This window comes from Klebsiella ornithinolytica NBRC 105727 = ATCC 31898, from assembly GCF_001598295.1.
GTDB lineage: Bacteria > Pseudomonadota > Gammaproteobacteria > Enterobacterales > Enterobacteriaceae > Klebsiella > Klebsiella ornithinolytica.
This window is the reverse complement of the sequence record NZ_BCYR01000001.1, coordinates 632463-654611: the sequence shown is the minus strand read 5'-3', so window position 1 is coordinate 654611 and position 22149 is coordinate 632463. Positions and strand designations below refer to the sequence as shown.

Sequence of the window (22149 nt, the reverse complement as noted above, 5' to 3'; positions counted from 1 at the left end):
ATGCACGAGAATCAACAACCACAAACCGAGGCTTTTGAGCTGAGTGCGGCAGAGCGTGAGGCCATTGAGCACGAGAAGCACCACTACGAAGACCCGCGTGCGGCGTCCATCGAAGCGCTGAAGATCGTTCAGAAACAGCGCGGCTGGGTGCCGGATGGCGCGATCTACGCGATCGCTGACGTACTGGGTATCCCGGCAAGCGATGTGGAAGGGGTCGCCACTTTCTACAGCCAGATCTTCCGCCAGCCGGTTGGCCGTCACGTGATCCGCTATTGCGATAGCGTGGTTTGCCATATCACTGGCTTCCAGGGCATTCAGTCAGCTATCGAGAAAAAGCTCGACATCAAACCGGGTCAAACCACCTTTGATGGCCGCTTTACTCTGCTGCCGACCTGCTGCCTGGGCAACTGCGACAAGGGACCGACGATGATGATTGATGAGGATACTCATAGTTATCTGACGCCGGAGGCGATTCCTGACCTGTTGGAGCGGTATAAATGAAGACAGTGATCCGCACTCCCGAAACGCATCCTTTAACCTGGCGTCTGCGTGATGACAAACAGCCGGTATGGCTGGATGAGTATCAGAGCAAAAACGGCTATGCCGGCGCGCGTAAAGCGCTGCTGGGCCTGGCGCCGGATGAGATCGTCAATCAGGTGAAAGACGCCGGTCTGAAAGGACGCGGCGGCGCGGGCTTTTCCACCGGTCTGAAGTGGAGCCTGATGCCGAAAGACGAATCCATGAACATCCGTTACCTGCTGTGTAACGCCGATGAGATGGAGCCGGGCACCTATAAAGACCGTCTGCTGATGGAGCAGCTGCCGCACCTGCTGGTGGAAGGCATGCTGATCTCCGCGTTTGCGCTGAAAGCGTACCGCGGCTACATCTTCCTGCGCGGCGAGTATATTGAAGCGGCGGTCCATTTACGCCGCGCGATTGCCGAAGCGACCGAAGCCGGTCTGCTGGGCAAAAACATTCTCGGCACCGGTTTCGATTTCGAACTGTTCGTGCACACCGGAGCAGGGCGTTATATCTGCGGCGAAGAAACCGCGTTGATTAACTCCCTCGAAGGTCGTCGCGCCAACCCGCGTTCCAAGCCGCCGTTCCCGGCGAGCTCCGGCGTGTGGGGTAAACCGACCTGCGTGAACAACGTTGAAACCCTGTGTAACGTCCCGGCGATTCTGGCCAACGGCGTTGAGTGGTATCAGAACATTTCAACCAGCAAAGATGCCGGTACCAAGCTGATGGGCTTCTCTGGCCGGGTGAAAAATCCGGGCGTCTGGGAACTGCCGTTCGGCACCACCGCGCGCGAAATTCTGGAAGATTATGCCGGCGGCATGCGTGATGGCCTGAAGTTTAAGGCCTGGCAGCCGGGCGGCGCGGGCACCGACTTCCTGACCGAAGCGCATCTTGACCTGCCGATGGAGTTCGAAAGTATTGGTAAAGCGGGGAGCCGTCTGGGTACCGCGCTGGCGATGGCCGTTGACCATGAGATTGGTATGGTGTCGCTGGTGCGCAATCTGGAAGAGTTCTTTGCCCGCGAATCCTGCGGCTGGTGTACGCCGTGCCGCGACGGTCTGCCGTGGAGCGTGAAAATTCTGCGCGCTCTGGAGCGCGGTGAAGGCCAGCCGGGAGATATCGAGACACTTGAGCAACTGTGTCGGTTCCTTGGTCCGGGCAAAACCTTCTGTGCGCATGCGCCAGGTGCGGTAGAACCGCTGCAGAGCGCCATTAAATATTTCCGCGACGAATTCGAAGCAGGCATTAAGCAGCAGTTTAGTAATACCCATGCTATCAACGGGATTCAGCCGAACCTGCTTAAGACGCGCTGGTAATGTCTCCACAAGCTCGTTCAGCCTGCGCCAACGCGGCGGCCTGAACGACAAAGTGGTAACGATTTTTTAATTTGGAAGCATGCTAATGGCTACGATTCATGTAGACGGCAAAGAATACGAGGTCAACGGAGCGGACAACCTGTTAGAGGCTTGTCTCTCTCTTGGTCTTGATATTCCATACTTTTGCTGGCATCCGGCGCTTGGGAGCGTCGGTGCTTGCCGCCAGTGTGCGGTGAAGCAATATCAAAACGCGGAAGACACGCGTGGTCGCCTGGTGATGTCCTGTATGACACCGGCATCCGACGGCACCTTTATCTCTATCGACGACGGCGAAGCGAAGCAGTTCCGCGAGAGCGTAGTGGAGTGGCTGATGACCAACCACCCGCACGACTGCCCGGTCTGTGAAGAAGGGGGCAACTGCCACCTGCAGGATATGACCGTCATGACCGGTCACAGCTTCCGTCGCTACCGTTTCACCAAGCGTACCCACCGTAACCAGGACCTGGGGCCGTTCATCTCTCATGAAATGAACCGCTGCATCGCCTGCTATCGCTGCGTGCGTTACTACAAAGATTACGCTGACGGTACCGACCTGGGCGTTTACGGTGCGCATGACAACGTCTACTTCGGTCGTCCGGAAGATGGCGTGCTGGAAAGCGAATTTTCCGGCAACCTGGTTGAGGTCTGCCCGACCGGCGTATTCACCGATAAAACGCACTCCGAGCGCTATAACCGTAAATGGGATATGCAGTTTGCACCCAGCATCTGCCAGCAGTGTTCCATCGGCTGTAACATCAGCCCGGGCGAGCGCTATGGCGAACTGCGCCGTATCGAAAACCGTTACAACGGTACCGTTAACCGCTACTTCCTCTGCGACCGCGGCCGTTTTGGCTATGGCTATGTGAACCTGAAAGACCGCCCGCGTCAGCCGGTTCAGCGCCGTGGCGACGATCTGATTACCCTTAACGCCGAGCAGGCCATGCAGGGCGCGGCGGATATTCTGCGTCAGTCGAAAAAAGTGATTGGTATCGGCTCACCGCGCGCCAGCATTGAAAGCAACTTTGCGTTGCGTGAGCTGGTGGGCGCGGAGAACTTCTATACCGGCATTGCGAAGGCTGAGCAGGAACGTCTGCAGATGATGCTGACCGTGCTGCGTGACGGCGGTATTCATACCCCGACGCTGCGCGACATTGAATCCTACGATGCGGTTCTGGTACTCGGGGAAGATATTACCCAGACCGGCGCCCGCGTTGCCCTGGCCGTGCGCCAGGCGGTGAAAGGAAAAGCGCGTGAAATGGCCGCGGCGCAGAAAGTCGCCGACTGGCAGATCGCCGCGATCCTCAACATCGGTCAGCGCGCGAAGCATCCGCTGTTTGTCACCAATATCGATGACACCCGTCTTGACGATATCGCCGCGTGGACCTATCGCGCGCCGGTCGAAGATCAGGCGCGTCTGGGCTTTGCGATTGCTCATGCGCTGGATGAAACCGCCCCGGCGGTGGACGGACTGAGCAGCGATCTGAAAGGCAAAATTGACGTGATCGTCCAGGCGCTGGCCGGGGCGAAGAAACCGCTGATTGTCTCCGGGACTAACGCCGGCAGCATTGAAATCATCCAGGCAGCGGCTAACGTCGCGAAAGCGCTGAAAGGCCGCGGTATTGACGTCGGCGTCACCATGGTCGCCCGGGCAGTGAACAGCGTTGGCCTTGGCATGATTGGCGGCGGCTCTCTGGAAGAGGCGCTGAGCGAGCTGGAAACCGGCGCTGCCGATGCGGTTGTGGTGCTGGAAAACGATCTGCATCGCCATGCTTCTGCCGCGCGCGTTGACGCCGCGCTGGCCAAAGCGCCGCTGGTGATGGTCGTTGACCATCAGCGCACCGCCATTATGGACAAAGCGCACCTCGTGCTTTCTGCGGCGAGCTTCGCCGAAAGCGACGGAACCGTGGTCAATAACGAAGGGCGCGCGCAGCGTTTCTTCCAGGTCTACGACCCGTCCTACTACGATGCGAATACCGTGATGCTGGAAAGCTGGCGCTGGCTGCACTCGCTACACAGCACCGTCGACAACCGTCAGGTTGACTGGACGCAGCTGGATCATGTGATTGATGCCGCCATTGCTAAGCTGCCGCAGCTGGCGGGTATTAAAGATGCCGCGCCGGATGCGACCTTCCGCATTCGCGGGCAGAAACTGGCTCGTGAACCGCATCGTTATAGCGGTCGTACGGCGATGCGCGCCAATATCAGCGTGCATGAACCCCGCCAGCCGCAGGATAAAGACACCATGTTTGCCTTCTCGATGGAAGGGAACAACCAGCCGTCTGCACCGCGTTCGCAAATCCCGTTCGCCTGGGCTCCAGGCTGGAACTCCCCGCAAGCGTGGAACAAGTTCCAGGATGAAGTGGGTGGCAAACTGCGCCATGGCGATCCGGGCGTACGTCTGATCGAAGCTTCCGCCAGCGGTCTTGAGTACTTTACCGCGGTGCCGGCAGGCTTCCAGGCTGAAGAAGGTCAGTGGCGTATCGCGCCGTACTACCATCTGTTCGGCAGCGATGAACTGTCGCAGCGTTCTCCGGTCTTCCAGAGCCGCATGCCGCAGCCGTACATCAAGCTGAACCCGGCCGATGCTGCGAAGCTGGGCGTCAATGAGGGGGCGATGATTTCGTTCCGCGTTGATGGTCAGACGCTCAGCCTCCCGCTGGTGATTTCTGCGGGTCTGACGGCAGGGCAGGTGGGTTTACCGATGGGCATGCCGGGTATTGCGCCGGTACTGACCGGAGCACGTATTGACACTCTGCAGGAGGCGAAAGCATGAGTTGGTTAACACCGGATCTCATCGACATTCTGTTAAGCATCCTTAAGGCAGTGGTGATTCTGCTGGTGGTGGTGACCTGCGGCGCGTTCATGAGCTTTGGCGAACGTCGTCTGCTGGGGCTGTTCCAGAACCGCTACGGACCTAACCGTGTGGGCTGGGGCGGCTCGCTGCAGCTCGTCGCCGACATGATCAAGATGTTCTTTAAAGAGGACTGGGTTCCGCGCTTTACGGACCGCGTGATCTTTACTCTGGCGCCGGTTATCGCCTTTACCTCTCTGCTGCTGGCTTTTGCTATCGTGCCGGTCAGCCCGACGTGGGTGGTCGCCGACCTGAACATCGGCATCCTGTTCTTCCTGATGATGGCCGGTCTGGCGGTTTACGCCGTGCTGTTCGCCGGCTGGTCGAGTAACAACAAATACTCGCTGCTGGGCGCAATGCGCGCCTCCGCGCAGACCCTGAGCTACGAAGTGTTCCTCGGTCTGTCGCTGATGGGCGTGGTGGCACAGGCGGGGTCGTTCAACATGAGCGATATCGTCAATAACCAGGCGCATCTGTGGAACGTGATTCCGCAGTTCTTCGGCTTCGTGACTTTCGCGATCGCCGGCGTTGCGGTTTGTCACCGTCACCCGTTTGACCAGCCGGAAGCCGAGCAGGAACTGGCCGATGGTTACCACATCGAATATTCCGGCATGAAGTTCGGTCTGTTCTTTGTCGGTGAATACATCGGGATTGTCACCGTTTCAGCGCTGATCGTCACGCTGTTCTTCGGCGGCTGGAATGGCCCATGGTTACCTCCGTTCATCTGGTTCGCGCTGAAAACCGCGTTCTTCATGATGATGTTCATTTTGATCCGCGCATCATTACCGCGTCCGCGCTATGACCAGGTAATGTCCTTTGGCTGGAAGGTATGCCTGCCGTTAACGCTGATCAACTTGTTGGTAACGGCGGCTGTCATTCTCTGGCAGGCGCAATAAGGGGTGAATTGACCATGACCTTAAAAGAATTATTGGTGGGGTTTGGCACCCAGGTCCGCAGTATCTGGATGATCGGGATGCATGCCTTCGCCAAACGTGAGACCCAGATGTATCCGGAAGAACCGGTATATCTGCCGCCGCGCTACCGTGGCCGTATCGTGCTGACGCGCGACCCGGACGGTGAGGAGCGCTGCGTTGCCTGTAACCTGTGTGCGGTAGCGTGTCCGGTAGGCTGTATCTCTTTGCAAAAAGCAGAGACCAAAGATGGCCGCTGGTACCCGGAGTTTTTCCGTATCAACTTCTCACGCTGCATTTTCTGCGGTTTGTGTGAAGAAGCGTGCCCGACCACGGCGATTCAGTTGACCCCGGACTTCGAACTGGGCGAATACAAGCGTCAGGATCTGGTGTACGAAAAAGAGGATCTGCTGATTTCCGGTCCGGGCAAATACCCGGAATATAACTTCTACCGGATGGCGGGTATGGCAATCGACGGCAAAGATAAGGGCGAAGCAGAGAACGAAGCTAAGCCTATCGACGTCAAGAGCCTGTTACCGTAAGGAGAGGGCAATGGAATTCGCTTTTTATATCTGTGGCCTCATCGCCATCCTCGCAACCCTGCGGGTGATCACCCACACCAATCCGGTGCATGCGCTGCTGTACCTGATTATTTCGCTGTTGGCGATTGCTGGGGTGTTCTTCTCGCTGGGCGCCTACTTCGCCGGGGCGCTGGAAATCATCGTCTACGCCGGGGCCATCATGGTGCTGTTCGTCTTCGTGGTGATGATGCTCAACCTGGGCGGCAGCGAAATCGAGCAGGAGCGCAAGTGGCTGCAGCCGGGGATCTGGATTGGCCCGGCTATCCTGTCCGCGGTACTGTTGGTGGTTATCGTGTATGCCATCCTCGGTCTTAACGATCAGGGCATTGAAGGCAACGCGATAAGCGCGAAAGAGGTCGGTATTACGCTGTTTGGGCCGTATGTACTGGCGGTGGAGCTGGCCTCCATGCTGCTGCTGGCCGGTCTGGTTGTTGCCTTCCACATTGGCCGCGAAGAGCGCGCCGGTGAAGTGCTGAGCAACCGTCAGGGCGATAGCGACAAAAGAAAAACGGAGGAACACGCATGATTCCCTTAACACATGGGCTGATCCTCGCCGCGATCCTGTTTGTGCTCGGCCTGACGGGTCTGGTTATCCGCCGCAATCTGCTGTTTATGCTGATTAGCCTGGAAATCATGATCAACGCCGCGGCGCTGGCTTTCGTGGTGGCAGGCAGCTACTGGGGTCAGACCGACGGTCAGATAATGTATATCCTCGCCATCAGCCTTGCGGCTGCGGAAGCGAGTATCGGCCTGGCGCTGTTGCTGCAGCTCCATCGTCGCCGCCAGAACCTGAACATCGATTCAGTAAGTGAGTTGCGTGGATGAACATGCTTGCCTTAACCATTCTTCTGCCATTGATTGGCTTTGTTCTGCTGTCATTCTCCCGTGGCCGCTGGTCGGAAAACCTCTCCGCCACCGTGGGAATGGGGTCAGTCGGCCTGGCGGCGCTGGTGACCGCGTTTGTCGGCGTCGACTTCTTCGCTAACGGCAAACAGGCGGTCAGCGCACCGCTGTGGACCTGGATGTCGGTGGGTGATTTCAACATCGGTTTTAACCTGGTGCTGGACGGTCTCTCGCTGACCATGCTTTCCGTGGTGACCGGCGTTGGCTTCCTGATCCACATGTTCGCCTCCTGGTATATGCGCGGGGAAGAGGGATACTCCCGCTTTTTCGCCTACACCAACCTGTTTATCGCGAGCATGGTGGTGCTGGTACTGGCCGATAACCTGCTGCTGATGTACCTCGGCTGGGAAGGCGTGGGCCTGTGCTCCTATCTGCTGATCGGTTTCTACTATACCGATCCGAAGAACGGTGCCGCCGCAATGAAAGCCTTCGTGGTGACCCGTGTCGGTGACGTCTTCCTCGCGTTCGCACTGTTCATTCTCTACAACGAGCTGGGCACCCTGAACTTCCGCGAAATGGTCGAACTGGCGCCTGCGCACTTTGAAGCCGGCAACAATATGTTGTGGTGGGCAACCCTGATGCTGCTGGGCGGTGCGGTCGGTAAATCGGCACAGCTGCCGTTGCAGACCTGGCTTGCGGACGCCATGGCCGGCCCGACGCCGGTTTCTGCCCTGATCCACGCCGCCACCATGGTTACCGCGGGCGTTTACCTGATTGCCCGAACCCATGGCCTGTTCCTGATGACCCCGGAAATTCTCCATCTGGTCGGTATCGTCGGAGCGGTGACGCTGGTGCTGGCAGGCTTTGCCGCGCTGGTTCAGACGGACATCAAACGCGTACTCGCTTACTCCACTATGAGCCAGATTGGCTACATGTTCCTGGCGCTGGGCGTCCAGGCATGGGATGCGGCGATTTTCCACCTGATGACCCACGCGTTCTTTAAAGCGCTGCTGTTCCTCTCGTCCGGCTCGGTCATTCTGGCCTGCCACCACGAGCAGAACATCTTCAAAATGGGCGGCCTGCGTAAGTCGATTCCGCTGGTGTATGTCTGCTTCCTGGTGGGGGGCGCGGCGCTGTCCGCACTGCCGCTCATCACCGCAGGCTTCTTCAGTAAGGACGAAATCCTCGCCGGCGCGATGGCGAATGGTCATATCAACCTGATGGTTGCGGGTCTGGTCGGCGCATTTATGACCTCGCTCTACACCTTCCGGATGATCTTCATCGTCTTCCACGGCAAAGAGCAAATCCATGCGCACGCAGGGAAGGGGATTACCCACCACCTGCCGCTGATTGTGCTGCTGATTCTGTCGACCTTCGTTGGCGCGCTGATTGTTCCGCCGCTGCAGGGCGTACTGCCGCAGACAACCGAACTTGAGCACGGCCGTGTGATGACGCTGGAGATTGCCTCCGGGATTATCGCCATTGCCGGTATTCTGATCGCCGCCTGGCTGTGGCTGGGTAAACGCACGCTGGTGACCTCTGTCGCCAACAGCGCGCCGGGCCGTCTGCTGGGTACCTGGTGGTACAACGCATGGGGCTTCGACTGGTTGTACGACAAAGTGTTCGTGAAACCATTCCTCGGCATCGCCTGGCTGCTGAAGAGCGATCCGCTGAACGCCATGATGAACATTCCGGCCATCCTCTCCCGCTTTGCAGGTAAAGGCCTGCTGCTAAGCGAGAACGGTTATCTACGCTGGTATGTGGCGTCAATGAGCATCGGCGCGGTTGTCGTGCTGGCGTTGCTGATGGTATTGCGTTGAGTTTGTTGGCTGGGTGAGCGATTGCCTGCTTATCCGGCCGACAAACCCTAAAAGAATTTTAGAATTCGTTGAAAATCTGTTCCTGAGGTACAGGCGTCATCGGCGAAGTCAGACCGGAGACCGCCAGCGCAGAGCAACCGCAGCGTACTAAAGTACGTGAGGAGTGCGAGCACTGGCGGAATTCGGGCTGACGAGCGAGATAGCCTGAGCAGGAGTAAATATAAGGGACATACTCAGCTATGTTATTACCCTGGTTAATACTCATCCCCTTTATCGGCGGGTTTCTGTGCTGGCAGACTGAACGCTTTGGCGTGAAGATGCCGCGCTGGATTGCGCTGATTACCATGGGACTGACGCTGGTGCTCTCCCTGCAGCTGTGGCTACAGGGCGGTTATTCGCTGACGCAATCCGCGGGTATTCCGCAGTGGCAGTCAGAATTCGTGATGCCGTGGATCCCACGCTTCGGTATTAGCATTCATCTGGCTATCGACGGTCTGTCGCTGCTGATGGTGGTGCTGACCGGTCTGCTCGGCGTGCTGGCCGTGCTCTGTTCGTGGCGCGAAATCGAAAAATACCAGGGCTTCTTCCACCTCAACCTGATGTGGATCCTGGGCGGCGTTATCGGCGTGTTCCTTGCCATCGACATGTTCCTGTTCTTCTTCTTCTGGGAAATGATGCTGGTGCCGATGTACTTCCTGATCGCGCTGTGGGGCCATAAGGCTTCCGACGGTAAAACGCGTATCACGGCGGCAACCAAGTTCTTCATCTATACCCAGGCGAGCGGCCTGGTGATGCTGATTGCCATCCTGGCGCTGGCCTTCGTTCACTTTAACGCGACCGGCGTGTGGACCTTCAACTATGAAGACCTGCTGAAAACCCCGATGTCCCATGGCGTCGAATACATGCTGATGCTCGGCTTCTTCATCGCCTTTGCGGTGAAAATGCCGGTGGTTCCGCTGCACGGCTGGCTGCCGGATGCCCACTCTCAGGCACCGACCGCTGGTTCCGTTGACCTCGCCGGTATTTTGCTGAAAACGGCGGCCTACGGTCTGCTGCGTTTTGCGCTGCCGCTGTTCCCGAATGCCTCCGCCGAGTTTGCTCCCATCGCCATGTGGCTGGGCGTTATCGGTATCTTCTACGGCGCGTGGATGGCTTTCTGCCAGTACGATATCAAACGCCTGATTGCTTACACCTCCGTTTCCCACATGGGCTTCGTGCTGATTGCTATCTACACCGGCAGCCAGCTGGCGTACCAGGGGGCGGTGATTCAGATGATTGCCCACGGTCTGTCCGCGGCGGGCCTGTTCATTCTGTGCGGCCAGCTGTATGAACGCCTGCACACCCGCGATATGCGTCTGATGGGCGGTCTGTGGAGCAAAATTAAGTGGCTGCCGGCGCTGTCGATGTTCTTCGCCGTGGCAACGCTGGGGATGCCGGGTACCGGTAACTTCGTCGGCGAATTCATGATTTTGTTCGGCAGCTACAAAGTGGTGCCGGTGATTACCGTGATCTCCACCTTTGGACTGGTCTTCGCTTCCGTCTACTCGCTCTCAATGCTGCATCGCGCGTACTTCGGTAAAGCGAAGAGCGAGATCGCGGCGCAGGAGATGCGGGGAATGTCTCTGCGTGAACTGTCGATTGTTCTGCTGTTGGTGGTTCTGCTGGTGCTGCTGGGCTTCTTCCCTCAGCCGATTCTGGACACCTCACACGCTGCGATGAGCAACATTCAGCAGTGGTTTGTTAATTCCGTTTCTACTACAAGGCCGTAATTCGCCATGACAATAACTCCACAACAACTGATCGCACTGCTACCGCTGCTGATCGTCGGCTTGACGGTGGTGGTTGTGATGCTCTCCATTGCGTGGCGACGCAATCATTTCCTTAATGCCACGCTGTCGGTTCTTGGTCTGAACGCTGCGCTGATCTCACTCTGGTTCGTGGGTCAGAACGGCGCGATGGACGTGACGCCGCTGATTCGCGTTGACGGCTACGCCATGCTCTATACCGGGCTGGTGCTGCTGGCAAGCCTGGCCACCTGTACCTTCGCGTACCCGTGGCTTGAGGGATACAAGGACAACAAAGAAGAGTTCTACCTGCTGGTGCTTATCGCCGCGCTGGGTGGCATTCTGCTGGCGGGCGCCAACCATCTGGCGGCGCTGTTCCTCGGTATCGAATTGATTTCGCTGCCGCTGTTCGGCCTTATCGGTTATGCCTTCCGCCAGAAGCGTTCGCTGGAAGCGAGTATTAAATACACCATTTTGTCTGCCGCAGCCTCTTCATTCCTGCTGTTCGGTATGGCGCTGGTCTATGCGAACTCGGGCAACCTGTCCTTCCTGGCGCTGGGTAAAAGCCTGGCTGATAACACCCTGCACGAACCGCTGCTGCTGGCGGGTCTGGGCCTGATGATCGTCGGCCTCGGCTTTAAGCTGTCTCTGGTTCCGTTCCACCTGTGGACGCCGGACGTTTACCAGGGCGCGCCGGCGCCGGTATCAACCTTCCTGGCAACCGCCAGCAAGATTGCTATCTTCGGCGTGGTGATGCGTCTGTTCCTGTACATGCCGGTGGGCAACAGCGAAGCGGTACGCGTGGTGCTGGGCCTGATTGCCTTTGCCTCTATCATCTTCGGTAACCTGATGGCGCTGAGCCAGACCAATATTAAACGTCTGCTCGGCTACTCCTCCATCTCGCATCTTGGCTATCTGCTGGTGGCGCTGATTGCCCTGCAGAGCGGTGAAATGTCGATGGAAGCCGTGGGTGTCTATCTGGCCGGCTATCTGTTCAGCAGCCTCGGCGCGTTCGGCGTAGTGAGCCTGATGTCCAGCCCATACCGTGGTCCGGATGCCGACTCGCTGTACTCCTATCGCGGCCTGTTCTGGCATCGTCCGATTCTGTCGGCGGTCATGACGGTGATGATGCTGTCGCTGGCGGGTATCCCGATGACGCTGGGCTTTATCGGTAAATTCTACGTGCTGGCCGTCGGTGTACATGCGCACTTGTGGTGGCTGGTTGCCGCCGTGGTGATCGGTTCGGCGATTGGTCTGTACTACTACCTGCGCGTGGCGGTGAGTCTGTACCTGAGCGCGCCGGATAAACTGAATCGCGATGCGCCGTCGAACTGGCAGTACAGCGCCGGCGGTATCGTGGTGCTGATCTCCGCGCTGCTGGTCCTCGTGCTTGGCGTGTGGCCGCAGCCGCTGATTAGCATTGTGCAGCTGGCAACACCGCTGATGTAATCGCCAGGGCCGGGGTTAACACTACCGGTCCTGTAACTCTGCCTGCCCGTTGTGATACGGGCAGGCATTTTTTTTGCCGCCTTTCGCTGTTTTCTCCCCTCCAGATCGACTAGCTCAGGCTGTACACCATAAAGTCTTCGGCCAGCAGCGTCCGGGGAAAAACGTCCCGACACTCCGCCAGCAGGCGCAGACAGCCTTCAGCGTCATAGCGCGAACTAAAATGGGTCGCGATAAACATGCTGACGCCGGCATCGCGGGCCAGCGCCGCTGCCTGCTGACTCGACGAATGACCGCGGCTATTGGCTTTTTCCGCCATCGCCTGCTCCAGCGTCGTTTCATGAACCATCAGGTCAACGCCGCGCGCCAGCTCAAGCGCCGTCTCGCAGGGGGCGGTATCGCCAAAAATCGCCAGCGTTTTGCCGGGCGTCGCCGGGCCGAGATAGTGCCGACCATCGATCTTCCGCCCGTCTTCCAGCTCCACCGTCTCCCCCTGTTTCAGACGTTGAAACAGCGGACCCGGGCGGACGCCGTCGGCAACCAGTCGCGCAGCATCGAGAGTGCCGGGGCGGGCATGCTCTTCGATACGATAGCCGTAGCATTCAACCGGATGATTCAGCGGATAAGCGCTGACCCGATAGCCCCCTTCATCAAAGACCAGGCCGGGCCCCACTTCCACTATGGTGAGCGGATAATCGGTCCATGAGCCGCTTAAGCGCAGCGCGGTTTCAACAAACTCCCTGAGTCCCGTCGGGCCGTACAGCGTCAGCGGCAGCGAGTTGCCCTGCATGGAGCGGCTGCACAGCAGGCCGGGAAGGCCGAACAGATGATCGCCGTGGAGGTGAGTAATAAAAATCTTATTCAGTTTTCCTGGGTGGTACGGGGTATGTAAAAACTGATGCTGGGTACCTTCTCCGCAGTCGAACAACCACATCTCCGCTGCCGTCGGCTGTTGCAAATTCAGCACGATAGACGTCATATTACGTGTACGGGTCGGCACGCCTGCGGATGTCCCCAAAAATGTCAATTCCATCGTCCAGTGTCCTCAGGGCGTGGGTGAAAAAACTCAAGTATACAGGAGCAGTCAATGATTACATGGCAGGATCTTCACCACGCAGAGCTGACCGTCCCGCAGCTGTACGCTTTGCTACAGCTGCGTTGCGCGGTATTTGTCGTCGAACAAACCTGCCCCTATCAGGATGTTGACGGTGATGACCTGATCGGTGAAAACCGCCATCTGCTCGGCTGGCGAGGGGATGAACTGGTGGCCTACGCGCGTATTTTGAAAAGCGACGATGATATTGAGCCGGTGGTGATTGGACGGGTCATTGTCAGCCCGGCGGTGCGCGGCGAAAAGCTGGGTTATCAGCTGATGGAGCGAGCGCTGGCCAGCTGTCGTCGTCACTGGCCGCACAAGGCCATTTATCTCGGCGCCCAGGCGCATCTGCAGCGTTTTTACGCCAGCTTCGGTTTTCAGCCGGTGACCGACATTTACGATGAGGACGGGATTGCGCATATCGGTATGGCCCGCGAGGCGGTCACCGGTTAAGCGCCGTTAGCGTAACCGCGTCAAGGATCAATACTTTTTTCCCTCAGCCTGCTCTGGCTGGCGGCGGCCACCTGCGGAAAGTCCGCTCCCTCATTATGGGTACTGCAATTTCACGCCAGTACCCCGTATAATCTGTGGTTTTTATTCTCTGGAGGTTTGCGTGCTGTCTGTTTCCACTGCGCTGGAACGCTTACGTGACTGCCTGTCTGACGATATCCCGCCGTCGTCCGGTACGCGAATTTTCGATATTCCTTTCCCTCTTCATGACGCTTTTGACCCTCTTCTGTGGTGCGGTCATCAAGCGCAGTGGCCACAGTTTTACTGGCTGCAGCGCAATGGCGATGAAGAGCTTGCCGCGCTCGGCGCGGTTAAAACCTTCCCGTCTTTGGCCGGGGCTCACGACTTCTTGCAGCGTCAGGGGTTGGCTGATTTACGTATTTGTGGCCTGAATGCGTTTAATCCGCAGGAAGGGAGGCTCTTTCTGCCGCGGCTGGAGTGGCGTCGGGTCGGGGGAAAAGCCACTCTGCGTCTGCTGCTGAATAGCGAGACGTCACTGCGCGAAGATGCCATTGCGGCCCGGGCGTTTCTCCAGGCGCTAACGCCTGATCAGGCGCAGCCCGCCGCTCTGCCGCCGGTGCTCAGCGAACAACACTCCCCGGACTATCCGCAATGGCATGCGCTGATTGAACAGGCAACTCAGGCGATTGCCGCAGGGGAGATGGATAAAGTGGTGCTGGCGCGGGCCACGGATGTTCAGTTTGCGGCGCCGCCGGATCCGCTGGCCATCGTGGCCGCCAGCCGGCGCAGTAATCACCGCTGTTTTCATTTCATGATGGCCTTTAACGCGCAGCGGACATTCTTTGGTTCAACGCCGGAGCGGCTTTGGCGCCGGCGCGGGACGCTGCTGCGCACCGAAGCGCTGGCCGGGACCGCTGCCAGCCATCCTGACGATCGCCAGGCGCAATTGTTGGCCGACTGGCTGATGAAAGATGATAAAAATCAGCGCGAGAATATGCTGGTGGTGGAGGATATCTGCCAGCGTATGCAGGATGAGGTCCGTTCGCTGGATGTCCTGCCGCCGCAGGTGGTGCGGCTGCGTAAAGTGCAGCATCTGCGCCGCTGCATCTGGGCTGAACTCTCTCAGCCTGACGATACCCGCTGCCTGCATCAGCTGCAGCCGACCGCCGCGGTCGCCGGATTACCGCGCCGGGCGGCGCTGGCATTTATTACCCGCCATGAACCTTTTACCCGGGAATGGTACGCCGGCTCCGCTGGCTACCTGTCGCTGGCGCAAAGCGAATTCTGCGTGGCCCTGCGTTCGGCGCAAGTCGAAAACGCCACGCTCAGGCTGTATGCCGGAGCCGGGATTGTCAGCGGCTCCGATCCTGAGCAGGAGTGGCAGGAGATAGAAAATAAGGCGGCGGGGCTGCGTTCCTTGTTATTGACAAAAACGTAGATAAACGATGCATATCAATACTCCATTGCTTTGTATTACCTATACTTAGCCTCAATATTTGATACCGGACAATTTCATGTCAGTAAGCGCATTTAACCGACGCTGGGCGGCGGTGATCCTCGAAGCATTAACTCGCCACGGCGTGCAGCATATTTGCATTGCGCCGGGTTCGCGCTCGACACCTCTTACGCTGGCAGCGGCGGAAAACCGCGCGTTTATTCCCCATACCCATTTCGATGAACGCGGTCTTGGCCATCTGGCGCTGGGGCTGGCAAAAGCCAGCCGGCAGCCGGTGGCGGTGATTGTCACGTCCGGAACGGCGACGGCTAACCTCTATCCGGCCTTAATTGAGGCGGGGCTGACCGGTGAAAAGCTGATACTGCTTACCGCCGATCGTCCCCCGGAGCTGATTGACTGCGGTGCGAACCAGGCGATCCGCCAGCCGGGCATGTTTGCTTCTCATCCCTCGCAGACGCTGTCGTTGCCGCGTCCGTCGCAGGATGTGCCCGCGCGCTGGCTGGTGTCGACGATTGACCAGGCGCTGGGCGCCCTGCATTCCGGCGGTATCCATATTAACTGTCCGTTCGCCGAGCCGCTGTACGGCGAGATGGATGACACCGGCGTGGAGTGGCAGCAGCAGCTCGGCGCGTGGTGGCAAAGCGATAAACCCTGGCTGCGTCAGTCCCTGCACCTGGAAAGCGAAAAGCAGCGCGACTGGTTTTTCTGGCGGCAAAAGCGGGGCGTGGTCGTCGCGGGCCGCATGAGCGCCGCCGAAGGTAAAAAAGTCGCCGAGTGGGCAAAAACGCTCGGCTGGCCGCTGATTGGTGACGTCCTTTCCCAGACCGGGCAGCCGCTGCCGTGCGCCGACCTGTGGCTGGCGAACGGCAAAGCGGTGAGCGAACTGCAGCAGGCGCAAATCGTTGTGCAGCTGGGCAGCAGCCTCACCGGTAAACGCGTACTGCAGTGGCAGGCCACCTGTGAACCGGAAGAGTACTGGGTCGTGGATAATCTCCCCGGCCGCCTCGACCCGGCTCATCACCGCGGTCGTCGGCTGGTCTGCCCGGTGGGACAGTGGCTGGATCTGCATCCGGCGGAAAGCCGCCAGCCGTGGGCGACGACGATCCCTGTGCTGTCGCGGCAGGCCTGGCAGGCGGCGGCCGACCGCAGCGAGGCATTTGGCGAAGCCCAGCTGGCTCACCGAATCCACCGCTATCTTCCGGATCAGGGGCAGCTGTTTGTCGGTAACAGCCTGGTGGTTCGGTTGATTGATGCCCTGGCGCAGCTTCCGGCGGGATACCCGGTTTATAGCAACCGCGGCGCCAGCGGTATTGATGGTCTGCTGGCGACGGCGGCAGGGGTTCAGCGCGCCAGCGCCCGCCCGACGCTGGCGATCGTCGGCGATCTCTCCGCGCTCTACGATCTGAACTCGCTGGCGTTGCTGCGTCAGGCCTCTGCGCCGCTGGTGCTGATCGTGGTCAACAACAACGGCGGGCAGATCTTCTCTTTGCTGCCGACGCCGCAGGATCAACGGCGCCAGTTTTATCTGATGCCGCAGGATGTCAATTTCGGCCATGCGGCGGCGATGTTTGGTCTTCATTATCACCGCCCGGGCACCTGGGAGGCTCTGGAAGCGGCGCTGGTCGGGGCCTGGCGTCTTCCTGGCGCCACGCTGATTGAGCTGGTGGTGAATGAGACGGAAGGCACCCATACTCTGCAACAGCTGCTGGCGCAGGTCAGCCGGTTATGAGTCTGCACGCCCGGTGCGAAAAGGGGCAGTCGGGCTATCCCTGGCTGGTCTTTTTACACGGTTTTTCCGGCGACAGCCGGGAGTGGCAAACGGTAGGCGCCGCGTTCAGCGCTTATCCGCAGCTGTATATCGATCTGCCGGGTCACGGTGGTTCGCGCGAGGTCAGGGTTGGTGGTTTCGCCGAGGTTAGCCTGCGGCTGGAGAAAACGCTGGCGCACTATCATGTTCGGGACTACTGGCTGATTGGCTATTCGCTGGGCGGGCGTATTGCGATGTTTTTTGCCAGCCAGCCGCGGCGCGGGCTGTGCGGGCTGGTCGTAGAGGGCGGCCATCCCGGTCTCCAGGATGCGCACCAACGCTGCCAGCGTGCTTGTAGCGATGCCGCCTGGGCGGAGCGTTTTCGTCGCGAGCCGCTGGCGCAGGTTTTTGCCGACTGGTACCAGCAGCCGGTTTTCGCCGGCTTAAGTACGGCGCAGCGGGAAGCGCTTGTGGCGCTGCGCAGCCACAACTGCGGCACCAGTCTTGCTGCGATGCTGGAGGCAACTTCCCTCGCCGTACAGCCCGACCTGCGTGCGCAGCTCCGCGCCCGGCGCTACCCTTTTCATTATCTTTGCGGCGAGCGCGATGCGAAGTTTCGCGCCATTGCGCGCGACGTCGCCGCCACGACACATATTATTCATCATGCCGGGCATAACGCGCATCGGGAAAATCCCGCGGCGGTGGTGTCATGTCTGGCCCAGTTTTTAGCGAGTTAACCAAAGGACATTCTATGATCTCTCTTGATGAAGCAATGCTCTACGCCCCTGTGGAATGGCACGATTGCTCCGAAGGCTATACCGACATTCGTTACCAGAAGTCGACGGACGGGATTGCTAAAATCACCATTAACCGTCCGCAGGTGCGCAATGCGTTCCGCCCGCTGACCGTGAAAGAGATGATTCAGGCGCTGTCCGATGCCCGATATGACGATAATATCGGCGTCATTATCCTCACCGGCGAAGGCGACAAAGCATTCTGCGCCGGCGGCGACCAGAAGGTCCGCGGCGATTACGGCGGCTACCAGGATGATTCCGGCGTTCACCACCTGAACGTGCTCGATTTTCAGCGCCAGATCCGCACCTGTCCGAAGCCGATTGTGGCGATGGTGGCGGGATATTCCATCGGCGGCGGTCACGTTCTGCATATGATGTGCGATCTGACGATTGCCGCAGAAAATGCCATCTTCGGTCAGACCGGTCCGAAAGTCGGCTCATTTGACGGCGGCTGGGGCGCATCCTACATGGCGCGGATCGTCGGCCAGAAAAAAGCGCGCGAAATCTGGTTCCTGTGCCGTCAGTACGATGCGCAGCAGGCGCTGGACATGGGGCTGGTCAACACCGTCGTCCCGCTGGCGGATCTGGAAAAAGAGACCGTACGCTGGTGTCGCGAAATGCTGCAAAACAGTCCGATGGCGCTGCGCTGCCTGAAGGCGGCGCTGAATGCCGATTGCGATGGTCAGGCGGGGCTGCAGGAGCTGGCGGGGAACGCCACCATGCTGTTCTACATGACCGAAGAGGGGCAGGAAGGGCGTAACGCGTTCAACCAGAAACGTCAGCCGGACTTCAGCAAATTTAAACGGAATCCATAATGCGTCAGGCGCAGGTTTACCGCTGGCAGGTACCGATGGACGCGGGCGTGGTACTGCGTGAACGGCGGTTAAAAACTCGCGATGGGCTGTTCATCCACCTACAGGACGGTGAACGTCAGGGATGGGGTGAAATTGCGCCTCTGCCGGGCTTTAGCGTGGAAACGCTGGAGGAGGCGCAGTCCGCGCTGGTGGCGTGGTCGCTTGCCTGGCGGCAAGGCGAGAACCCGCCCGAGCCGTCTCTGCCTTCCGTGGCCTTCGGCGTCAGCTGTGCGCTGGCGGAGCTGAACGATGAACTGCCGCTGGAGGCGGAGTATCGCGCGGTGCCGCTGTGCACCGGCGACCCGGACGAACTGTTTGCCAGGCTGGCGGCACTGCCCGGTGAAAAGGTCGCGAAGGTCAAGATCGGGCTGTATGAAGCGGTGCGTGACGGCATGGTGGTTAACCTGCTGCTGGAAGCGATTCCCGATCTGCAGCTACGTCTGGACGCCAACCGCGCCTGGACGCCGCTCAAAGCGCAGCAGTTTGCGAAATATGTCCACCCGCAGTACCGCGACCGTATTGCCTTCCTTGAAGAACCGTGTAAAACCCGCGACGACTCACGGGCTTTTGCCCGGGAAACCGGCATCGCGATTGCCTGGGATGAAAGCCTGCGTGAGGCGGATTTTCGTTTTCAGGCAGAGCCGGGTTTGCGTGCGCTGGTGATCAAGCCGACGCTCACCGGTAGCCTGCGTAAAGTGCGGGAGCAGGTTGCCACGGCTCATGCGCTGGGGCTGACGGCGGTGATCAGCTCATCGATCGAATCAAGCCTTGGACTGACGCAGCTGGCGCGGATTGCCGCCTGGCTGACGCCGCAGACCCTTCCCGGCCTGGATACGCTGGCATTGATGCGCGCGCAGCTGATTCGCCCCTGGCCTGACAGCCCGTTACCCTGCCTGAGTCGTGATGAGCTGGAGCCGCTGCTGTGACCTTTAGCGACTGGCCATGGCGCCACTGGTGCCGGCTGCGTGGCGATGCGCCGGCGGTACGTCTGAACGACGTTGTCCTGAGCTGGCGGCAGCTGTGCGCTGAGGTTAACGCGCTGGCCGCGGGATTCCGCGCTCAAGGGGTCAACGAAGGGGAGGGCGTGCTGCTGCGGGCCTATAACCAGCCGTCGGCATTGCTGGCATGGCTGGCGCTGCTTCAGTGCGGCGCCCGGGTGCTTCCTCTGAATCCTCAGCTACCGCCTTCGCTGCTGGCGGCATTGTTACCCTCCCTCGATCTGCGTTATGCGCTGGTGCTGAACGGCGATCCGCTCGCCCTCGACTTTACGCCGCTGACGCTGCAACGGGCGGCGGGGGATTCGACGTTGCCCTGGCGCGAAGAACGTCTGGCGTCGATGACGCTCACCTCCGGTTCTACGGGGCTGCCGAAGGCCGCCGTGCACAGCTGTCGGGCGCATCTTGCCAGCGCTGAAGGCGTGCTGGCGATGATTCCGCTGGCGTCGGATGACGACTGGCTGCTGTCGCTGCCGCTGTTTCATGTTTCCGGCCAGGGCATTCTCTGGCGTTGGCTGCTGGCGGGGGCTCGCCTGACGGTAGGAGAAAAACAACCGCTGGAACAGGCGCTGCGAGGCTGTACGCATGCCTCGCTGGTGCCCACTCAGCTCTGGCGATTGCTCAATAGCGAGGCTGATGTGTCGTTGAAGGCGGTGCTGCTGGGCGGCGCGGCGATTCCCGTCGCGCTGACCGAACAGGCGCGCGCCCGGGGCATTCGCTGCTGGTGTGGCTATGGCCTGACGGAGTTCGCCTCGACGGTTTGTGGTAAAGAGGCGGATGGCGCGCCGGACGTCGGCCAGCCGCTGCCGGGGCGCGCGCTGAAAATTGTTGCCGGCGAAGTCTGGCTGCGGGCCGATAGCATGGCCGCTGGCTACTGGCGCGAAGGCGGGGTGCAGCCGCTGGTCAACGAACAGGGCTGGTTTGCCACGCGCGATCGCGGCGAGATCAGGGAGGGCAAACTGACTCTGCTTGGGCGGATGGATAACCTCTTTTTCAGCGGAGGGGAAGGGATTCAGCCTGAAGAGGTGGAAAGAGTACTCCTGGCTCATCCGCAGATTCAGCAGGCGTTTATCGTGCCGTTAGACGATGCGGAGTTTGGCCAGCGTCCGGTGGCGGTGGTGGAGTGCGATGCGCAGTGCGATGTCGCCGCGCTGGCGGCCTGGGCACAGGATAAGCTGGCACGTTTTCAGCAGCCGGTACGCTGGTTGACGTTACCTGAGTCGCTGAAAACCGGCGGGATTAAAATCTCCCGCCGGGCATTACGTGACTGGGTTAATGCGTTGCCAGGCAGCCAGACCAGTTAACCTGGGTTGGCCTCGGCACGGTGCCGGGGCGCTCAGAGCAGGCCTTTCAGGGTTAATGTTTTGCGGGTCGCCACATTCAGATCGTAGCGGGGCAAATCTTCCGGTTTCACCCAGGCATACGCCTGAAACTCGTCGTTGAGGGTGATTTCGCGGTTGGCGCTAAGGCAATCAAAAATCAGGTAAATCATATAAATCTCTTCCTGACGGCCGTCAGCATAGGTTTTGACCCGAATATCATCGCTGAAGGTCCACGGCGTAATCTGCGTCAGCTGCAGCGCCTCGCCAAGCTCCTCAGCAACTTCCCGGCGTAGCGCCTCTTCAATGCGTTCGCCCGGTTCAACGCCGCCACCGGAAAGCGCCCACTGTCCGGGAAAAACGCCGCGATCGTCAGCCATTTTGCAGAGCAAATAGTGTCCCTCATTCTGAATCAGCGGGCAGACGATGGTCCTTTGGCGCATGGTGATCTCCTTGACTAAACGGTAGGGAAAAGATGTTGGAGCACCAGTTTGCGAGCCGTCTCGCTAAACCGCAAGCTGCATTGTCCGTATTTAGCCGACATTATCCGTAGCAACTGGTTACAATCACGAGAGTAAAGGTCGTTTTAGTGCATTGATTCCTCAGCGTTCGGCAGTACAATTCTGCGGTTTTTGGGACTTTTTTGATTCTTGTTTTCTGGATAGAGTAAAAATGAAAAAGAGCATTTTATTAGGTCTTGCCGGCATGATGTTCGTCTCTACGGCGGCCCATGCAATCAGCGTAACCGGGCAGGCTGGCGAGCACTACACCAACCTTGGCGTCGGTTTCGGGACTGAGTCATCTGGTCTGGCAGTGACCGGCAACTGGATGCACAGCGACAATGACGGCGACGCGGCGGGGTTAGGCCTTGGTCTGAATATTCCGCTGGGGCCGTTCCTCGCGACGGTTGGCGGCAAGGGTGTTTATACCAACCCGAAGAGCGGCGATGAAGGGTATGCGGCGGCCGTCGGCGGCGGCCTGCAGTGGAAAATTGGCGACAGCTTCCGTCTGTTCGGCGAATACTATTATTCCCCGGATTCTCTCTCCAGCGGCATTCAGAGCTATCAGGAAGCTAACGCCGGTGCGAGCTGGACGATTATGCGTCCTCTGAGCATCGAGGCCGGTTATCGCTATCTGAACCTCGAAGGGAAGGACGGCAACAAAGACAGCACGATTGCAGACGGTCCGTATCTCGGCGTCAGCGCCAGCTTCTAATCCCCCCAACGGCGCGAACGTTTCCCGCGCCGTATTCCTGTCTACTCCGCCTGCGCCTTGCGCTATAGTATTGCCACCTGGCAGGCAAGGAG

The 22149-nt window shown here is 59.3% G+C and carries 20 protein-coding genes; 18 read left to right on the top strand and 2 right to left on the bottom strand.

Features of this window, described 5'->3' with window-relative positions; translation table 11 throughout:
• The 10 genes from nuoE to nuoN all read left to right on the top strand — a co-directional run bounded on the left by nuoE (position 1) and on the right by nuoN (position 12113).
• Positions 1 to 501 carry an NADH-quinone oxidoreductase subunit NuoE gene (nuoE, locus tag ROR01S_RS02830; protein WP_004104075.1) on the top strand — a complete coding sequence of 167 codons (501 nt, stop codon included), beginning with the start codon at positions 1 to 3 and terminating at the stop codon, positions 499 to 501.
• Positions 498 to 1835 carry an NADH-quinone oxidoreductase subunit NuoF gene (gene nuoF / locus ROR01S_RS02825; protein WP_032717992.1) on the top strand — a complete coding sequence of 446 codons (1338 nt, stop codon included), beginning with the start codon at positions 498 to 500 and terminating at the stop codon, positions 1833 to 1835. Before nuoE ends, nuoF begins: the two co-directional genes overlap by 4 nt.
• 85 nt (positions 1836 to 1920) lie before the next feature.
• Positions 1921 to 4647, top strand: a complete 2727-nt coding sequence (gene nuoG, locus ROR01S_RS02820) for an NADH-quinone oxidoreductase subunit NuoG (RefSeq protein ID WP_015583795.1) — start codon at positions 1921 to 1923, stop codon at positions 4645 to 4647.
• Positions 4644 to 5621, top strand: coding sequence for an NADH-quinone oxidoreductase subunit NuoH (gene nuoH, locus ROR01S_RS02815; protein WP_004865093.1), 978 nt, complete (start codon positions 4644 to 4646; stop codon positions 5619 to 5621). The genes nuoG and nuoH overlap by 4 nt, the downstream gene beginning before the upstream one ends.
• A 14-nt stretch (positions 5622 to 5635) precedes the next feature.
• Positions 5636 to 6178: an NADH-quinone oxidoreductase subunit NuoI gene (nuoI, locus tag ROR01S_RS02810; RefSeq protein WP_004865092.1), complete on the top strand. Its 543-nt coding sequence runs from the start codon at positions 5636 to 5638 to the stop codon at positions 6176 to 6178.
• Positions 6179 to 6188: 10 nt separating this feature from the next.
• On the top strand, positions 6189 to 6743 hold the full coding sequence (gene nuoJ / locus ROR01S_RS02805) for an NADH-quinone oxidoreductase subunit J (RefSeq protein ID WP_015583796.1): 555 nt from the start codon (positions 6189 to 6191) through the stop codon (positions 6741 to 6743).
• Entirely contained in the window at positions 6740 to 7042 is a 303-nt protein-coding gene (nuoK, locus tag ROR01S_RS02800) for an NADH-quinone oxidoreductase subunit NuoK (RefSeq protein ID WP_004865088.1), read from the top strand. The genes nuoJ and nuoK overlap by 4 nt, the downstream gene beginning before the upstream one ends.
• Positions 7039 to 8880: an NADH-quinone oxidoreductase subunit L gene (gene nuoL, locus ROR01S_RS02795; protein ID WP_064359092.1), complete on the top strand. Its 1842-nt coding sequence runs from the start codon at positions 7039 to 7041 to the stop codon at positions 8878 to 8880. Before nuoK ends, nuoL begins: the two co-directional genes overlap by 4 nt.
• A 239-nt stretch (positions 8881 to 9119) precedes the next feature.
• Positions 9120 to 10649 carry an NADH-quinone oxidoreductase subunit M gene (gene nuoM / locus ROR01S_RS02790; RefSeq protein WP_015583798.1) on the top strand — a complete coding sequence of 510 codons (1530 nt, stop codon included), beginning with the start codon at positions 9120 to 9122 and terminating at the stop codon, positions 10647 to 10649.
• Between the two features lie 6 nt (positions 10650 to 10655).
• Positions 10656 to 12113, top strand: a complete 1458-nt coding sequence (nuoN, locus tag ROR01S_RS02785; RefSeq protein WP_015583799.1) for an NADH-quinone oxidoreductase subunit NuoN — start codon at positions 10656 to 10658, stop codon at positions 12111 to 12113.
• 109 nt (positions 12114 to 12222) lie between these two features.
• On the opposite strand, the gene rnz is transcribed toward nuoN, so the two are convergent.
• A complete protein-coding gene (rnz, locus tag ROR01S_RS02780; RefSeq protein WP_015583800.1) occupies positions 12223 to 13143 on the bottom strand; it encodes a ribonuclease Z in 921 nt (306 codons plus the stop codon).
• 54 nt (positions 13144 to 13197) lie between these two features.
• Here rnz and ROR01S_RS02775 point away from each other — a divergent pair, with 54 nt between their 5' ends.
• From ROR01S_RS02775 to menE, 7 genes are all read left to right on the top strand, one after another.
• Complete coding sequence (locus tag ROR01S_RS02775; RefSeq protein ID WP_015583801.1) at positions 13198 to 13659, top strand: GNAT family N-acetyltransferase; 462 nt, start codon at positions 13198 to 13200, stop codon at positions 13657 to 13659.
• A gap of 160 nt (positions 13660 to 13819) precedes the next feature.
• Positions 13820 to 15115: an isochorismate synthase MenF gene (gene menF / locus ROR01S_RS02770; protein WP_064359091.1), complete on the top strand. Its 1296-nt coding sequence runs from the start codon at positions 13820 to 13822 to the stop codon at positions 15113 to 15115.
• 76 nt (positions 15116 to 15191) lie between these two features.
• A complete protein-coding gene (gene menD / locus ROR01S_RS02765) occupies positions 15192 to 16862 on the top strand; it encodes a 2-succinyl-5-enolpyruvyl-6-hydroxy-3-cyclohexene-1-carboxylic-acid synthase (RefSeq protein WP_064359090.1) in 1671 nt (556 codons plus the stop codon).
• Positions 16859 to 17617 (top strand): 2-succinyl-6-hydroxy-2,4-cyclohexadiene-1-carboxylate synthase, encoded by a 759-nt coding sequence (menH, locus tag ROR01S_RS02760; protein WP_064359089.1) that lies wholly within the window; start codon positions 16859 to 16861, stop codon positions 17615 to 17617. The genes menD and menH overlap by 4 nt, the downstream gene beginning before the upstream one ends.
• Before the next feature lie 14 nt (positions 17618 to 17631).
• Positions 17632 to 18489, top strand: coding sequence for a 1,4-dihydroxy-2-naphthoyl-CoA synthase (menB, locus tag ROR01S_RS02755; protein ID WP_032686654.1), 858 nt, complete (start codon positions 17632 to 17634; stop codon positions 18487 to 18489).
• Entirely contained in the window at positions 18489 to 19454 is a 966-nt protein-coding gene (menC, locus tag ROR01S_RS02750; RefSeq protein WP_048756673.1) for an o-succinylbenzoate synthase, read from the top strand. The genes menB and menC overlap by 1 nt, the downstream gene beginning before the upstream one ends.
• Positions 19451 to 20827: an o-succinylbenzoate--CoA ligase gene (menE, locus tag ROR01S_RS02745; RefSeq protein ID WP_064359088.1), complete on the top strand. Its 1377-nt coding sequence runs from the start codon at positions 19451 to 19453 to the stop codon at positions 20825 to 20827. The genes menC and menE overlap by 4 nt, the downstream gene beginning before the upstream one ends.
• Before the next feature lie 32 nt (positions 20828 to 20859).
• On the opposite strand, the gene nudI is transcribed toward menE, so the two are convergent.
• Positions 20860 to 21285 (bottom strand): nucleoside triphosphatase NudI, encoded by a 426-nt coding sequence (gene nudI, locus ROR01S_RS02740; RefSeq protein WP_015583808.1) that lies wholly within the window; start codon positions 21283 to 21285, stop codon positions 20860 to 20862.
• Between the two features lie 229 nt (positions 21286 to 21514).
• Between nudI and ROR01S_RS02735 the strand changes: the two genes are divergently transcribed.
• Complete coding sequence (locus tag ROR01S_RS02735; protein WP_015583809.1) at positions 21515 to 22057, top strand: YfaZ family outer membrane protein; 543 nt, start codon at positions 21515 to 21517, stop codon at positions 22055 to 22057.
• Positions 22058 to 22149: the final 92 nt, after the last annotated feature.

Excerpts from the sequence above, each read along its gene's own strand:
- nuoE (WP_004104075.1), top strand. The coding sequence starts at position 1 with ATGCACGAGAATCAACAACCACAAACCGAGGCTTTTGAGCTGAGTGCG.
- nuoF (WP_032717992.1), top strand. The coding sequence starts at position 498 with ATGAAGACAGTGATCCGCACTCCCGAAACGCATCCTTTAACCTGGCGT.
- nuoG (WP_015583795.1), top strand. The coding sequence starts at position 1,921 with ATGGCTACGATTCATGTAGACGGCAAAGAATACGAGGTCAACGGAGCG.
- nuoH (WP_004865093.1), top strand. The coding sequence starts at position 4,644 with ATGAGTTGGTTAACACCGGATCTCATCGACATTCTGTTAAGCATCCTT.
- nuoI (WP_004865092.1), top strand. The coding sequence starts at position 5,636 with ATGACCTTAAAAGAATTATTGGTGGGGTTTGGCACCCAGGTCCGCAGT.
- nuoJ (WP_015583796.1), top strand. The coding sequence starts at position 6,189 with ATGGAATTCGCTTTTTATATCTGTGGCCTCATCGCCATCCTCGCAACC.
- nuoK (WP_004865088.1), top strand. The coding sequence starts at position 6,740 with ATGATTCCCTTAACACATGGGCTGATCCTCGCCGCGATCCTGTTTGTG.
- nuoL (WP_064359092.1), top strand. The coding sequence starts at position 7,039 with ATGAACATGCTTGCCTTAACCATTCTTCTGCCATTGATTGGCTTTGTT.
- nuoM (WP_015583798.1), top strand. The coding sequence starts at position 9,120 with ATGTTATTACCCTGGTTAATACTCATCCCCTTTATCGGCGGGTTTCTG.
- nuoN (WP_015583799.1), top strand. The coding sequence starts at position 10,656 with ATGACAATAACTCCACAACAACTGATCGCACTGCTACCGCTGCTGATC.
- rnz (WP_015583800.1), bottom strand. The coding sequence starts at position 13,143 with ATGGAATTGACATTTTTGGGGACATCCGCAGGCGTGCCGACCCGTACA.
- ROR01S_RS02775 (WP_015583801.1), top strand. The coding sequence starts at position 13,198 with ATGATTACATGGCAGGATCTTCACCACGCAGAGCTGACCGTCCCGCAG.
- menD (WP_064359090.1), top strand. The coding sequence starts at position 15,192 with ATGTCAGTAAGCGCATTTAACCGACGCTGGGCGGCGGTGATCCTCGAA.
- menH (WP_064359089.1), top strand. The coding sequence starts at position 16,859 with ATGAGTCTGCACGCCCGGTGCGAAAAGGGGCAGTCGGGCTATCCCTGG.
- menB (WP_032686654.1), top strand. The coding sequence starts at position 17,632 with ATGATCTCTCTTGATGAAGCAATGCTCTACGCCCCTGTGGAATGGCAC.
- menC (WP_048756673.1), top strand. The coding sequence starts at position 18,489 with ATGCGTCAGGCGCAGGTTTACCGCTGGCAGGTACCGATGGACGCGGGC.
- nudI (WP_015583808.1), bottom strand. The coding sequence starts at position 21,285 with ATGCGCCAAAGGACCATCGTCTGCCCGCTGATTCAGAATGAGGGACAC.
- ROR01S_RS02735 (WP_015583809.1), top strand. The coding sequence starts at position 21,515 with ATGAAAAAGAGCATTTTATTAGGTCTTGCCGGCATGATGTTCGTCTCT.